Annotated in this window: 12 protein-coding genes; 7 read left to right on the forward strand and 5 right to left on the reverse strand. The window is 73.5% G+C overall.

All coding sequences use genetic code 11. The features are described from left to right. Nucleotides 1–59 precede the first annotated feature (59 nt). Nucleotides 60–656: a hypothetical protein gene (locus tag ACQPXG_RS15500; RefSeq protein WP_433468377.1), complete on the reverse strand. Its 597-nt coding sequence runs from the start codon at nt 654–656 to the stop codon at nt 60–62. Nucleotides 657–747: 91 nt separating this feature from the next. On the opposite strand from ACQPXG_RS15500, the gene npdG reads away from it, so the two are divergent. The 3 genes from npdG to ACQPXG_RS15515 all read left to right on the forward strand — a co-directional run bounded on the left by npdG (nt 748) and on the right by ACQPXG_RS15515 (nt 2,707). After that, nucleotides 748–1,443 (forward strand): NADPH-dependent F420 reductase, encoded by a 696-nt coding sequence (npdG, locus tag ACQPXG_RS15505; RefSeq protein ID WP_433468378.1) that lies wholly within the window; start codon nt 748–750, stop codon nt 1,441–1,443. Nucleotides 1,444–1,638: 195 nt separating this feature from the next. Next, nucleotides 1,639–1,959: a hypothetical protein gene (locus tag ACQPXG_RS15510; protein WP_433468379.1), complete on the forward strand. Its 321-nt coding sequence runs from the start codon at nt 1,639–1,641 to the stop codon at nt 1,957–1,959. 10 nt (nt 1,960–1,969) lie between these two features. Next, nucleotides 1,970–2,707 carry a hypothetical protein gene (locus tag ACQPXG_RS15515; RefSeq protein ID WP_433468380.1) on the forward strand — a complete coding sequence of 246 codons (738 nt, stop codon included), beginning with the start codon at nt 1,970–1,972 and terminating at the stop codon, nt 2,705–2,707. Nucleotides 2,708–2,756: 49 nt separating this feature from the next. On the opposite strand, the gene panB is transcribed toward ACQPXG_RS15515, so the two are convergent. Continuing rightward, nucleotides 2,757–3,608 carry a 3-methyl-2-oxobutanoate hydroxymethyltransferase gene (gene panB / locus ACQPXG_RS15520; protein ID WP_433468381.1) on the reverse strand — a complete coding sequence of 284 codons (852 nt, stop codon included), beginning with the start codon at nt 3,606–3,608 and terminating at the stop codon, nt 2,757–2,759. Nucleotides 3,609–3,832: 224 nt separating this feature from the next. On the opposite strand from panB, the gene ACQPXG_RS15525 reads away from it, so the two are divergent. The 3 genes from ACQPXG_RS15525 (at nt 3,833) to ACQPXG_RS15535 (ending at nt 8,260) form a co-directional block, all read left to right on the forward strand. After that, the gene (locus tag ACQPXG_RS15525) at nt 3,833–5,395 is read left to right on the forward strand and encodes an MFS transporter (RefSeq protein WP_433468382.1); all 1,563 of its coding nucleotides are present in this window, start codon (nt 3,833–3,835) and stop codon (nt 5,393–5,395) included. A gap of 7 nt (nt 5,396–5,402) precedes the next feature. Beyond that, nucleotides 5,403–6,002 carry a TetR/AcrR family transcriptional regulator gene (locus tag ACQPXG_RS15530; RefSeq protein ID WP_433468383.1) on the forward strand — a complete coding sequence of 200 codons (600 nt, stop codon included), beginning with the start codon at nt 5,403–5,405 and terminating at the stop codon, nt 6,000–6,002. A gap of 137 nt (nt 6,003–6,139) precedes the next feature. After that, entirely contained in the window at nt 6,140–8,260 is a 2,121-nt protein-coding gene (locus ACQPXG_RS15535) for an ATP-binding SpoIIE family protein phosphatase (protein ID WP_433468384.1), read from the forward strand. Nucleotides 8,261–8,452: 192 nt separating this feature from the next. Here ACQPXG_RS15535 and ACQPXG_RS15540 read toward each other — a convergent pair whose 3' ends face one another. Together ACQPXG_RS15540 and ACQPXG_RS15545 are read right to left on the reverse strand one after the other, a co-directional pair. Then, a complete protein-coding gene (locus ACQPXG_RS15540; RefSeq protein ID WP_433468385.1) occupies nt 8,453–10,252 on the reverse strand; it encodes an NAD+ synthase in 1,800 nt (599 codons plus the stop codon). Between the two features lie 32 nt (nt 10,253–10,284). After that, nucleotides 10,285–11,544, reverse strand: a complete 1,260-nt coding sequence (locus tag ACQPXG_RS15545; RefSeq protein WP_433468386.1) for an MDR family MFS transporter — start codon at nt 11,542–11,544, stop codon at nt 10,285–10,287. 55 nt (nt 11,545–11,599) lie between these two features. Between ACQPXG_RS15545 and ACQPXG_RS15550 the strand changes: the two genes are divergently transcribed. Then, on the forward strand, nt 11,600–12,625 hold the full coding sequence (locus ACQPXG_RS15550) for a DUF5937 family protein (RefSeq protein ID WP_433468387.1): 1,026 nt from the start codon (nt 11,600–11,602) through the stop codon (nt 12,623–12,625). Here ACQPXG_RS15550 and ACQPXG_RS15555 read toward each other — a convergent pair. Continuing rightward, a complete protein-coding gene (locus ACQPXG_RS15555; protein WP_433468388.1) occupies nt 12,565–13,584 on the reverse strand; it encodes a terpene synthase family protein in 1,020 nt (339 codons plus the stop codon). The two genes, ACQPXG_RS15550 and ACQPXG_RS15555, sit on opposite strands and share 61 nt — an antisense overlap. Nucleotides 13,585–13,653 lie beyond the last annotated feature (69 nt).

Here is a 13,653-nt window from a genome sequence, read left to right on the forward strand (position 1 = left end):
GACGACCCCCAGACCCCCGCACCGGACTGAGGGGCATCCTCGCTTCGCTGCGGTGCCCCTCAGTCCACGACCGGGCCGGAGACGGCGTCGAGCAGCCGGGCGAGCCGGTGCCGGAACCCGCGCGGTCCGCGCGCCGGTTCCTGCCCGGCCGCCGCGCTGACGAGGTGCTGCGCGCCGTCGAACGACATGAGCGACTCGTCCGGCGGGACGGATAGCGCCTCGTGGGCGAGGCCGCGCAGCTCGCGGTCGCCGCCCTCCAGCGCGAGGACGGTCGCCCCGGTGCGGCGCGCGTCGTCCACCCGCTCCAGCAGCGGGACGGGAGCCTCCTCCTCGGCGACGACGAACAGGGTCTCGCCGCGCCGGGCCGACTCCAGCCGCTCCAGCCCGATCCGCAGATGCGCCGGGGCGCCCTCCGGCGGTTGCCAGCGCACCAGCGTGGGCGCCAGGCCGGGGGCGTCGCCGAGCCGGCTCTCGTCGTCGAGGTGCGCCGCCAGATGCCACGGGTCCCCGGCCGGCGTGCCGACCAGCAGCAGCCCGCCCGGGGTGCGGGACGTGACCCGCAGCGCGCGGCCGAACTCCTGGGTCCGCTCCAGCCAGCCCGTCGTCGACAGGACCTCGCGCAACATCGTGATCTGCTCGGCGTCCACGGCCACCATGGTGCCGCACCGGGCGCCCTGGACAGGCCGTTTTCGCGATGCGCGAGCCCGGCGCGACGTGCCGGGACGCCCGCCTGGCAGACTCGGCCGCATGACTGAGCAGCAGCAGAAGACGCCCTACGACCTTCCCGATGCGAGCGGCCTGTCCATCGGCATCCTGGGCGGGACGGGAGACCAGGGCAAGGGCCTCGCGCGCCGGTTCGCGCTCGCCGGGCACCGGGTGACGATCGGATCGCGCAAGGCGGAGCGCGCCCAGGCCGCCGCCGACGACCTCGGGGCCGACCTGCCGGTCTCCGGTGCCGAGAACCCCGTGGCGGCCGGGGAGTCCGACGTGGTGATCGTGGCGGTTCCGTGGGAGGGGCACAAGGCCACGCTGGAGTCGCTGCGCGCCGAGCTGGCGGGCAGGATCGTCGTCGACTGCGTGAACCCGCTCGGCTTCGAGAAGGGCAAGGGCGCGTTCGCGCTGCCGGTCGAGGAGGGCAGCGCCGCCGAGCAGGCCGCCGCCGTCCTGCCGGACAGCCGGGTCGTCGCCGCGTTCCACCACGTGTCGGCCAGGCTGCTGCTCGACCCCGGCGTTGACGAGATGGAACTGGACGTCCTCGTCCTCGGCAACGACCGGGAGGCCACCGACCTCGTCCAGGCCCTCGCCGGACGCATCCCGGGCATGCGCGGCGTCTACGGCGGCAGGCTGCACAACGCCCACCAGATCGAGGCGTTCACCGCGAATCTCATCTCCATCAACCGCCGCTACAAGGCCCACGCCGGACTCCGCATCACCGACGTCTGACCGGCGTCCGGAGTGGAGCGCCAGCGGAACGGAGGACGACGGTCAGACCCCTCTGGGGGGTCTGGGGGGCGCCCCCCAGGGAGTGCTGACCGGCGTCCGCCCCGGCGAGACACCGCACGGGACCGGGGAGCGGTTTCCGCCTTCGCCGCGTCCAAGGGCTGACATATCATCGGGGTGGCGACAGGCGGGGTGGAGATGAGAGAGATCCGGTCGGCAGATCCGTGGAGCGCGTTCCTGGCCCCTTCGGGCAGGGACGCCGGGGTTCGGCCGGGTGCGGCGCCGGCGGGTGAGCCCCGCGGTGCCGCCGAGTATGCCGTGGCCGGCGCGGAGGACGCGTGCCGCCTCGTGCTGGCGCAGTTGAGGGCGGCGAACGGCCCGCTGTCACTGGAGCAGATCCACCACGCGACGCGGCTCGGGCTGATGGAGGTCGCCGACGCCGTGGACACCTTGCGCGAGCGCGGCCTGGTCGCCGTGGAGCGCGAGATCGACGAGGTCGTCCGGCTGACCGGGGAGTGACCGGGGCCCGATGACCGGATACCTCGTCGCCGTCTCGCTGAGCTGCCTCGTCGGCATCGCCGAGCTGGTCAGCCGCTACCGGGACCGGCCCACCACGCTGGTCCGGGTGCCGAGCACCTGGGCGTACGTGCTGATCAACGGGGGAGCGGGCGCGGGCTCGCTGCTGCTCCTGCACACCTTCGACTGGCGGTTCGGCGTGCAGTCGCCGGACGTCGCCGGGGCGACGCAGATACTGGTGGCGAGCCTCGGCTCGATGATGGTGTTCCGCAGCGCGGTGTTCACCGTCCGGGTCGGGGACGAGGACGTCGCGGTCGGGCCGAGCACGCTGCTGACCTCGCTGCTCGCCGCCGCCGACCGGGGCGTCGACCGGATGCAGGCCAAGACCCGCGCGCAGGAGGCGGGCGAGATCATGCGGGGCGTCTCGTTCGTCAAGTCCCGGCTGGCGCTGCCGACGTACTGCCTCGGACTGCTGCAGAACGTGTCCGCCGAGGACCAGGCCGACCTGCGCACCGCCGTGGACGCCCTCGCCGGCAGCGAGATGACCGACGGGCAGATGGCCCTCAACCTGGGGCTGCTGCTGATGAACGTCGCCGGGCCGGACGTGCTGCGCTCGGCCGTGGAGACGCTGCGCGCCGAGATCATGACGGACGAGCCCGTCCCGCGCCCCGTCCCGCCGCCGCGCGACGGCCAGGCCCGCGAGAACGGCGAGGCCCGCCCCGAGCCGGCCCGCTCCAACCCCGACCAGTAGGGAACGGCGCACGGCCGCGCCGGGAGGGCGCGGCCGTGCGGGGCGGGGCTTAGTGGTAGGAGTGTTCGGGCGCCGGGTAGACGCCGCTGACGACCTCGTCGGCGTAGGTGCGCGCGGCCTCGCCGAGCAGGGTGTTCATGTCGGCGAACTTCTTGACGAACTTCGCGGTGTGCGGCGTGAGGCCCGCCATGTCCTGCCAGACGAGGACCTGCGCGTCGGTCTGGTTGCCGCCGCCGATGCCTATCGTCGGGATGGACAGGGACGAGGTGACGTGGGCGGCGAGGTCCTCGGGCACGCATTCGAGGACGACGGAGAACGCGCCCGCGGCCTGCAGCGCCTTCGCGTCCGTCATCAGCTCGTCGCCGTCCTGGCCGCGGCCCTGCACCCGGTAGCCGCCGAAGGCGTTCACCGACTGCGGGGTGAGGCCGAGATGCCCCATCACCGGGATGCCGGCGGCGACCATCGCCTCGACCTGCGGGATGTTCCGGCGGCCGCCCTCCAGCTTGACGGCGTGCGCGCCGGTCTCCTTCATGAACCGGGTGGCGGTGGTCAGCGCCTCCGCGACGCCCGTCTGGTAGGAGCCGAACGGCAGGTCGGCGACGACCATGGCGCGCTTGGAGCCGCGGACGACGGCCGCGGTGAGCGGGACCAGGTCGTCGACGGTGACGGGGATGGTCGAGTCGTACCCGTAGACGACCATGGCGGCGGAGTCGCCGACGAGCAGCACGGGGATGCCGGCCTCGTCGAAGATCCGCGCGGTGAGCGCGTCGTACGCGGTGAGCATCGGCCACTTCTCGTGCCGCTCCTTGGCGGCGGCGATGTCGCGTACGGTCACCCTTCGCCCGCTCGTACCGCCGTAGAGTGCGGTCGGCTGTGCTGGGGGTGCGGCAGAAGAAGACATGCGAGAAACCTCCGGTCTTGAGGCGCCACGGTGGCGTACCCAGACGGAACCGATCGTGCCACTTGGCAAACGTTTCGGATACCCCTCGCGATTCCGGATTTTTCTCCGGTGTGCCTCCTGTGGGGGGCGACCCCCGCACCCCCGCGCAAGGCGCACGACGCCCTCCGGGCTCTCGGTCGGTCGTGCGGGGAATGAATTCCGAAACGATACCGTTGCGTATCGACATGGACCCCCGAACGATCCAGCGGCGCCGGTGGTACATCCTCGGCGTCCTGACCATGAGCCTCCTGGTGGTGGTGCTCGACAACACCATCCTCAACGTCGCTCTCAAGACCATCGCCGACCCGGACAAGGGCCTCGGCGCCACCCAGAGCCAGCTCGAATGGGCGATCAACTCCTACACGCTGGTCTTCGCCGGCCTGCTGTTCACCTTCGGGGTGCTCGGCGACCGGATCGGCCGCAAGCGCGTGCTCATCGGCGGCATGGCGGTGTTCGCCCTCGCCTCGCTGCTGTCGGCGTACGCGCAGTCCCCGGAGCAGCTCATCTACGCCCGCGCCCTGATGGGCCTCGGCGGCGCGGCGGTCATGCCGCAGACGCTGTCCATCATCACCAACGTCTTCGAGCCGCACGAGCGCGCCCGCGCCATCGGCATCTGGGCCGGCGCGGTCGGCCTCGGCGTCGCCATCGGCCCGCTCACCGGCGGCCTGCTGCTCGCCCACTTCTGGTGGGGCTCGGTCTTCCTCATCAACGTGCCGGTCATCGCCCTCGGCGTGACGCTCATGGCGGTCCTGGTGCCCGAGTCCCGCAACCCCGCGCCCGGCCGGCTCGACCCGGTCGGCGTCGTGCTGTCGGTCGTCGGCCTGGTCGTCCTGTCGTACGGCATCATCCAGGGCGGCGAGAAGGGGAACTGGCTGGAGCTCTCCGTGCTCGGCCCGATCCTCGCCGGCGCCGCCGTCCTCGCGCTGTTCGTGTGGTACGAGGCCCGCACCGCGTCCCCGGCCTTCGACGTCCGGCTCTTCAAGGACGCGCGGATGTCGGCCGCCGTCGCGTCCATCGCGCTGTGCTTCTTCGCCGCGACCGGCGTGTTCTTCTTCGCCAACTTCTACATGCAGTCGGTGCGCGGCCTGAGCCCGCTGGAGTCCGGCGCGATGGTGCTGCCGTTCGCGGTCGCGCAGCTCGCCTTCGCCCCGCGCAGCGCGGCGATGGTCCGCCGCTTCGGCGCCAAGGCGGTCTGCACGACCGGGCTGCTGCTCGTCACGGTCGCGCTGGCGAGCTACCAGTTCGTCGGCGTCCACACCTCCATGTGGATCCTCGGCGCGATCTTCTTCGTGCAGGGCGTCGGGATGGCCAACGTGATGCCGCCCGCCACCGAGTCGGTCATGTCGGCGCTGCCCCGCGAGAAGGCGGGCGCCGGGTCGGCCATCAACAACACCGCCCGGCAGGTGGCGGTCGCGATGGGCGTGGCGGTCCTCGGCTCCGTCGTCGCGTCCGTCTACCGCGGCGACCTCCGCGAGAACCTCGCCGCGCTGCCCGCCGGCGCGCGGGAGGCGGCCGGCGAGTCGATCGAGGGGGCGCACGCCGTCGCGGCCCAGCTGGGCCCGGCAGGGCAGAACCTCATCGGCCCCGCGGACGCCGCGTTCGTGCACGCCATGCACGCCGCGTCCATCGCCGCCGCCGTCATCTCCTTCCTCGGCGCCCTGGTCGTCCTGAAGTGGATGCCGGGCCGCGCCGCCGCCGGTCCCGTTGCGGAAACCGAGGTGCAGCGGCCGGAGAAGGCAGCCGTGTGAGAGCGTGATGGGCACTATGACCGAGACCGGGCAGCGGCAGGCGGGGCGGCCCCGCAGCGAACGCGCCGACAAGGCCATCGTCGAGGCGACCCTCGACCTGCTCGCCGAGGAGTCGGGGGTGGCGGGCGTCTCCATCGAGGCGGTCGCCGCCCGGGCGGGCGTCGGCAAGACGACGATCTACCGGCGCTGGCCCAGCAAGGACGCGCTGATCGTGCACGCGCTCGGCGCGGTGAAGGAGCCGCTGCCCGAGCCGTCCGGCGGCACCGCCGGCGCCGACCTCACCGAGATCGCGCGGACGCTCGCCGCCGGCCCGGTCAGCAGGTACTCCCGGTGCTTCTGGAACGTCGTCGGCGGCGCGGAGAAGCATCCCGAGCTGTACGCCCGCTACCGGCAGGAGGTCATCGAGCCGCGGCGCGACGTCGTCCGCCGTGTGCTCCGGCGCGGGATCGAGAGCGGGGAGCTGCGCGCCGACCTCGACGTGGAGGTCGCGATGGCGCTGCTGCTCGGCACGCTGACCGCCAAGCGGCCGCAGGAGGGGTTCCCGGACGGCTACGCCGAGGCCGTCGTCGGCACCCTCCTGCGGGGCATCGGAACCACTCCGCACTGACGTCCGGACGAACGATCCGAGCGGATTTCGGCGTGGTAAGCGTGATCTTCTCCCCCCGGCGCGGTGTCATGCCCCATACTGTCGCTGGGTAGTGCTGAGACGACCGGCTGTCTGGAGCGCGTCAGGTGAGATCCGTCATGGCGCCGCGAGGCGATGCGCCCGCCACCGATTCGGCGTCCCGGACGCTTGTCCTGGGCATCGACGGGGTCCGGCAGATCGTGCAGTGCGGGCCGAACGCCAAAGCGGTCCTCGGCCGCGTCCCCGGGGACCTGATCGGCCGTCCCGCCACCGACCTGGTCGGGGACGAGGCGAAGGCCGAGCTGGAGGCGCTGCTAGAGGCCAACGACGCCGGCCAGGAGCGCAACGGCGTGATGGCCGTGCTCCGCGGCGACGACGCCGCGGCCACCAGCGCGCTGGTCACCGTGCAGCCGATGGTCGGTGGCGCCGCCGGATCCGCGCCCGCGGCGCTGCTGTTCGTCCGGGTCGAGCTGCCGCCGAGCGAGCGCTACCAGGACCCGGCCCTCATGCGGCGCGCCCTGATGGACGACCCGCTCACCCGGTTCGGCGCCACCCTCGACCTCGACCAGTCCGCCCGCGGGCTCGTCGACGTGATCGTCCCGCACTTCTGCAACGTCGCGTCCGTTCTGGTGCTGGAGAGCCTGGTCGCCGCCGACGAGGTGCACACCGAGTCCGGCGGGGCGGTGCTGCGCCGCATCGCCGTCACCTCCGACGACGGCAACCCGGCGTGGACGTCCACGTTCCCCGTCGGCGAGGTGCTCGTCTTCCCGGAGGGCACCCCGTACCGGCAGGTCATGGAGACGGCCCGGCCCGTCCACCTGCCGCACATCGCCGTGGACGCGGCCGGCGAGATCGGCCGGCTGTGGCGGCGCGGCCCGGCCGGCGAGCTGCTGTCCAACGTGTCGATGGTGCTGCTCCCGATGATCGCCCGCGACACGCTGCTCGGCTTCATCGCCTGCACCCGCATCCCCGGCTTCCGCAAGTTCGACGCCTACGACGTCGAGATCGGCATGGAGTTCGCCGCCCGCGCCGCGATCGTCATCGACAACGCCCGCCGGTACAGCCGGGAGCGCGCGACCGCGCTGGCGCTGCAGCGCAGCCTGCTGCCGATGCGGCTGTCCGCGCCGTCCTCGGTCGAGGTCCGGCACCGCTACCTGCCGGGCAGCAAGCTTGTCGAGGTCGGCGGCGACTGGTACGAGTCGATCGCGCTGCCCGGCGCCCGGGTCGCGCTGATCGTCGGGGACGTGGCCGGGCACGGCGTCCGCGCCGCCGTCACGATGGGTCGGCTGCGCACCGCCCTGCACACGCTCGCGAACCTGGAGCTGCCGCCCGCCGACGCCCTGCACGTCATGCACGAGCTGATGATCGAGCTGGGCGAGCAGGAGCCGCACTTCGCCACCTGCGTGTACGCGGTGTACGACGCGACGACCGGCACGATCGAGATCGCGTCCGCCGGGCATCTGCCGCCGCTGCTCGCCGGCCCGACCGGGGAGAACGAGTACCTCCAGGTGCCGCCCGCCCCGCCGCTCGGCGTGGCCGGCGGCGCCGCCATCGAGAGCCGCGAGTTCACCGTCGAGGACGGCAGCCTCTTCGTCATCTACACCGACGGCCTCGTCGAGAACCGGGGCCGCGACATCGACGACGGCCTCGCCCGGCTGCAGGGCATCTTCGGTCCCGACTCGGTCGACCGCCCGATGGAGGACCTCGCCAAGGCCACCCTCGCCGGCGTCTACGCCGACCAGCACCGCGACGACATCGCCGTCCTCATCGCCCGGCTGCGCCGCCTCCCCGAGGACCGCTACGCCTCCTGGACGCTGCCCGCCGACCCGGCGGCCGTCCGCCGCGCCCGCGGCCTCGTCAGCACCCGGCTGGAGGAGTGGGGCCTGGAGGAGCTCGACTACACCACCGAGCTGCTGGCGTCCGAGCTCATCACCAACGCGCTCCGCTACGCGCCCGGCCCGATCGAGCTGCGCCTCCTGCTGGAACGCACCCTCGTCCTGGAGGTTCTGGACCGCTCCGCCGCGCTGCCCCGCCTGCGCCGCGCCGAGGACGACGACGAGAACGGCCGCGGCCTCCTCGTCGTCAGCCAGCTCGCCCACCGCTGGGGCAGCCGCCGCACCGCCGCCGGCAAGGTCGTCTGGTGCGAGCAGATCGTCCCCGGCGTCGACCCCGACGCCTCCGAAGAGGTCCCCTCCTGGCCCGACGAAGCCTGGCCCGGCGAGAACCACCATCGGGAATAGCTGTGTTCGCCCAGGGGGGCGCCCCCTGGAACCCCCGTTGCGAGCCGGTCGATCCTCACGACGCGGCTGAGGCCTTTGTGACCGTGCGGGGCGGTGACGCGTCGCTGCGGTCGCCCGGCTCGACGGGCCGTGCGGCCTCCGGGCGCTGGAGCGCCCCCCGGCCGCCCGGCCCGTGGGCGCCCTGTCGGGGGGTCAGGTTCTTTCGCGCCAGGCGTTGGTGATGGGGAGGCGGCGGTCGCGGCCGAAGTTCTTCGGGGTGATCTTGGGGCCGGGCGGGTACTGGCGGCGCTTGTACTCGGCGAGGTCGACGAGACGGATGGTGCGTTCGACCAGGGACGGGTCGTGCCCGGCGGCGACGAGCGCGTCGCGGCCCATGTCGCGTTCGACGTAGTCGGTGAGGAGCGGGTCGAGGACGGTGTACTCGGGCAGGGTGTCGCGGTCGCGCTGGCCGGGACGCAGTTCCGCGGACGGCTCCTTGACGATGATCGCCTCGGGGATGGGCTCCTGCGCGAACGGGTGCAGGAAGGGCGAGACCACGCCGGCCTGGGTGTTGCGCCAGCGGGCCAGCTCCCACACGGTGAGCTTGAAGACGTCCTTGATGGGGCCGAAACCGCCCGCGGAGTCGCCGTAGAGGGTGGAGTAGCCGGTCGCGAGCTCGCTCTTGTTGCCGCCGGTGAGGACGAGGTGGCCGTGCTCGTTGGACAGGGCCATCCAGACGTTGGCGCGGATGCGGGCCTGGAGGTTCTCGTCGGCGAGGCCGTGCAGGTCCAGGTGCTTCTCGAACGCCTCCACCATGTCGGCGATCGGGACGATGCGGGAGTTGAGGCCCTGCCGCTTGACGAGGTCCTCGGCGTCCACGACGGAGCCCTCGGAGGAGTAGCGGCTCGGGAGCAGGACGGCGTGCACGTTCTCCGGGCCGATGGCGTCGGAGGCGATCGTGGCGACGAGGGCGGAGTCGATGCCGCCGGACAGGCCGAGGACGACGGAGCGGAAGCCGTTCTTACGGACGTAGTCGCGGGTGCCGAGCACGAGCGCCGCGTACACCTCGGCGAGGTCGTCCAAGGGCTCGGCGACGGCCTGCGGCTCGACCGGGTAGGCGGGCAGCGTGCCGGGCGACAGGACGTGCCGGTCGATCGTGATCGTGGTGCCGTCCGGGGCGTCGACCGGGGTGCGGCCCGGCTCGGCGGGCGAGCCGGCGGCCGGCAGCGCCAGATCGGCGACGAGGAGGTGCTCGGTGAACTTGGGGGCGCGGGCGAGCAGGGCCCCGTCCGGGCCGACGATGACCGAGTCGCCGTCGAAGACGAGTTCGTCCTGGCCGCCGACCATGTTGACGTAGGCGAGGGCGCAGCCCGCCTCGCGGGCGCGCTCGGCGCACAGGTCGAGGCGGACGTCGTCCTTGTCGCGCTCGTACGGGGAGGCGTTGACGGCCAGCAGCAGCCCGGCGCCGGATCCGCCGGTGACGCTGACGGGGCCGCCGTCCTGCCAGAGGTCCTCGCAGATGACGGTGGCGACGTCGACGCCGTGGACGCGGACGACGGGCAGCCGGTCGCCGCGCACGAAGATGCGGTACTCGTCGAAGACGCCGTAGTTGGGCAGGTGGTGCTTGGCCGAGCGGACCAGCACCTCGCCGCCGTGCAGCCACGCGGCGGCGTCGAGCGGCGCGCCGGCGGGCTGCCCGGAGCGGCTCGACCGCACGGGGAGCCCGACCGTCCGCCGGTCGAGGTAGCCGGTGATGACCGGCAGGTCGCCGAGGCCCTCGTCGGCGAGCCGGCGGGCGAGCCGTTCCAGGGCCCGCTGGGACGCTTCGACGAAGGACGTGCGCAGCGCGAGGTCCTCCACCGGGTATCCGGTCAGCGCCATCTCGGGGAAGGCGACCAGGTGCGCGCCCGCGTCCGCGGCGCGGCGGCTCCATTCCACGATCAGGCCGGCGTTGCCTTCGAGGTCGCCGACGGTCGGGTTCACCTGCGCGAGCGCGATCCTGAGTTGTGCCACGCTCCAAGGGTAAAACGACGGAGCCAGTTTCGTCACTTTGACGAGAAGGGTGTGTCGAGCGCCACTGTGCGCCGCCGCCTGATCGCGGGGCCGAGCGCGAGCTGCGCCGCGGCGGCGGAGAGGGCGAGGGCCGCGCAGCTCAGCCACAGTGCGGGCGTCCCGCCGGCATTGAGCAGCTGCGTGCCGCCGAGCGGCGCCAGCAGGAAGCCGCCCGACCACGCCACGCCGTACAGGCCGCCGTACCGGCCGCGCAGGCCGGCGGGCGCGAGGTCGGCGACGACGGCCTGCAGGACGGACGCGGCGGTGATCTCCCCGAGCGTCCACACCAGGATCGTCGCGGTGTAGGCGCCCGCGGACGAGGCGAGCGACGTGAGCCCGTACCCGACCCCGACCAGCGCGAACCCAGCCGCCATCACCAGGCTGTGGTCGCGCCGCGCCAGCCACGCGTTCACCAGCGGCTGCACGATGACGATCAGGGCTCCGTTCGCGGCGATCGCGAGGCCGTAGGACCGCGGGCCGAGCCCGTCCAGCCTCATCGCCAGGGGCATCGTCGTCATGCCCTGCATGAGCACGAACGTGTAGACCAGCGTGATCAGCACGTAGGCGACCATGACCCGGTCGCGGAGCACGCGGCCGAACCCGCCCGCCCGCTCCGCACGGGCCTCCCGTGCACGCGTCTCGGGGACGGCCCGCCACACCAGCAGGCCGAACGCGGCGCAGGTGAGGGCGTCGATCCAGAACAGCCACAGGAAGCCCTGCTGCGCGAGCGTCCCGCCGAGCACCATGGCGACGGCCCAGCCGAGGTTGACCGCCCAGAACAGCAGCCCGAACGCGCGCGGGCGGTCCGCGGGGGAGATGATGTCCGCCACCATCGCCTGCGAGGCGGGCCGGTACATGTCCAGCAGCAGGCCGAGCAGGAGCGCCGCGCCGACGATCGCGGCGAGGCCCTGCGCGTAGCCGAGCGCGAGCATCGCCGCGCCGGTGCCGACGGTCGCGGACGTCAGCGTCACGCGGCGGCCGAGGCGGTCGGCGAGCGCACCGCCCGCGAGCTGCCCGCCGAGCGACCCGGTGCCCAGCACGGCCATCACCAGGCCGGCCTGGGTGAGCGACAGCCCCCGAACGGTCGTCAGGTACAGGCCGAGGAACGGTTCGACCATGGTTCCGAGCCGGTTGAGCAGGGTCCCCGCCCAGAGCACCCAGAACGTCCGGGGAAAGCCGCCGACCCGGGGTCGCAGGAACGCCGCGAGCCTGCCGGGTTCGGTGCCGACAGGAGTGTCTCCCAGAGTGGTCACTCGCCCGATGGTGAGGGCTCCGCACGCTCCGGGATAATCATTTAGCCTGAACTAAATGATCGAGTTCGTGTTCGCGCCGGAGGACGTGGCGCGGGTCCGGTTCGCGTTCTCGCCGCTGTGGGAGATGGTGCGCAGCCTGCGGGTCCTCGCCGACCCGTCCGGCCACGCCCTGCACCTGCCGTGGGTGCGCACCGTGCGGCCCCGCCTGCGCGGGCTCGGCCTGGAGCCGCTCCAGGAGGTCGTCCTGCCCGCCGGGTACATCCCGGACTTCCTCACCCCGCCGCCGGGGACCCCGCTGCCCGAGCTCGGCGCCGAACTGGAGATCGTCCGGGCCACGCCTCCCGAGGTGGTCGCCGCGGAGCTGCGGTGGGCGACGCGCGGCAGCCATCCGGCTCCGGCCCGCCTCGCCATGGCCGCCGACCCGGAGCGCACCCTGGCGCACCTTGCCGACCTGCTCGAACGGTACTGGGAGGTCGCCATGGAGCCGTTCTGGCCGCGGGTCCGCGACCTCCTTGATGGGGACGTCCTGCGCCGCGCGGGCGCGCTCACCGCCGAGGGCGCGGCCGGAGTCTTCGGCGACCTGCACGGGGCGGTCACCTGGCGCGCCGGGACGCTGACCGTCGACCGCCCCTGGCGATTCCGCGGTGAGCTGGCCGGACGCGGGATCCTGCTGGTCCCCAGCGCGTTCGTGTGGCCGCAGGTGTCGGTGATGGTGCCGCCCTACCAGCCCATGCTCAGCTATCCGCCGCGCGGCGCGGCGACGCTCTGGGAGACCGGGCGGCCGGACGACGACCGGGCCGGCGCGCTCGCCGCGCTGATCGGACGCCGCCGCGCCGAACTGCTCTCCGCGCTCGCGACCCCCGCGTCGACCACCGACCTGGCGCGCCGGACCGGCGTCACCGCCGGCGCGGTCAGCCAGCATCTCGGTGTGCTGCGCGCCTGCGGCCTCGTCAGCGGGCACCGGATGGGCCGCCGCGTCCTCTACGTCCGCACCGCGGCCGGGGACGCCCTCGCCGGTGCTCAGCGCAGCGACGCGAGAGCGTCCAGCCGCGGCGGCGCGGGCGTGCCGCCGGGGCCGTAGCGTCCGGACTCGGCGAGCCAGTCCATATGCGCCCGCGGCGTGTCCAGCAGGACCTTGACGACCTGGGCGGCGGCGGCGCGCTGCGCCACGGTCAGCTCAAGCCGGTCGAGCATCTCCGGCAGCTTGCGCGCCGCCGTCCACGCCTCGTCGAGCCGGTCGGCGATCCGGGCGGCGACCGCGGCCGCGGCCTCCGGAGGATCGAGCCCCTGTGCACGGCCGAGGACGGCGGGCAGGTCGTGCACGTCGCCGCGGTCGGCTTCCAGGTCGTGTGAGGCGAGGTCGTTGGACCAGGCCACGACGTCGGCGACGCTGTGCGCGAGGGTCTTCCACCGGGGCGTGCGCAGCAGCCGCGCCGGCAGTTCGACGCCGAGGACGGGCTCGACCAGGTCGTAGAGGAACGGCCCGCACGCCCGGCGGCGCAGCGGCGCGTACTCGGCCTCCGTCGGGACGTGCCTGATCCTCCGGTTGACCGCCTCCTCCGCGCACCCGTCCCGGTGCGCCTCCAGGTGCAGCATGAACCGGCGGCGCCAGTCGCGGCTCATGCCCTTGGACGTGGCGTGCCACAGCTCCACCAGCGCGGCCTCCAGCGGCCGGGCACCCGGGCGGGCGTGGCCGCGCCGCATCGCGCGCGTCAGGTCGTCGTACAGTGCGTGCACGGCGCTGCCGCTGTCGGCGAGCGGCGGGTGGTCCATCGTGTCGTCCAGCGCGAGCGTCCACGTCAGCCAGCGGGCGAACAGGTCCACGGCGGCGAGGTCGGCGTCCGGGAACACGCGGGCGGCGAGCCGCTCGCAGCGGGCCCGGCCGAGCGGGGAGGTGTCCGGATCTCCGAGCACCAGCCCGCGGCCGCGCGCCCAGGTCTCCACCTGCGCGCACAGCTGCCACGACTCCGGGTGCATGGCCGAGGGGGTGCCCAGGGCGGCCACCCGGTCGGTCATCGAGAGAAGAAGTGAGATGTCCACGACCCTGCCCACGTTAACGATCACCGTGTGCGGCGACCATGATCGCCACGTCAAATCTCGGGAAACGGA

This window comes from Spirillospora sp. CA-128828, assembly GCF_050945415.1.
GTDB lineage: Bacteria > Actinomycetota > Actinomycetes > Streptosporangiales > Streptosporangiaceae > Spirillospora.

What these genes read in the sequence shown, in the direction of transcription:
- ACQPXG_RS15530 (WP_433468383.1), top strand. Translation starts at nt 5,403, where the DNA reads ATGGGCACTATGACCGAGACCGGGCAGCGGCAGGCGGGGCGGCCCCGC.
- ACQPXG_RS15500 (WP_433468377.1), bottom strand. Translation starts at nt 656, where the DNA reads ATGGTGGCCGTGGACGCCGAGCAGATCACGATGTTGCGCGAGGTCCTG.
- ACQPXG_RS15535 (WP_433468384.1), top strand. Translation starts at nt 6,140, where the DNA reads ATGGCGCCGCGAGGCGATGCGCCCGCCACCGATTCGGCGTCCCGGACG.
- ACQPXG_RS15550 (WP_433468387.1), top strand. Translation starts at nt 11,600, where the DNA reads ATGATCGAGTTCGTGTTCGCGCCGGAGGACGTGGCGCGGGTCCGGTTC.
- npdG (WP_433468378.1), top strand. Translation starts at nt 748, where the DNA reads ATGACTGAGCAGCAGCAGAAGACGCCCTACGACCTTCCCGATGCGAGC.
- ACQPXG_RS15515 (WP_433468380.1), top strand. Translation starts at nt 1,970, where the DNA reads ATGACCGGATACCTCGTCGCCGTCTCGCTGAGCTGCCTCGTCGGCATC.
- ACQPXG_RS15525 (WP_433468382.1), top strand. Translation starts at nt 3,833, where the DNA reads ATGGACCCCCGAACGATCCAGCGGCGCCGGTGGTACATCCTCGGCGTC.
- ACQPXG_RS15510 (WP_433468379.1), top strand. Translation starts at nt 1,639, where the DNA reads ATGAGAGAGATCCGGTCGGCAGATCCGTGGAGCGCGTTCCTGGCCCCT.
- panB (WP_433468381.1), bottom strand. Translation starts at nt 3,608, where the DNA reads ATGTCTTCTTCTGCCGCACCCCCAGCACAGCCGACCGCACTCTACGGC.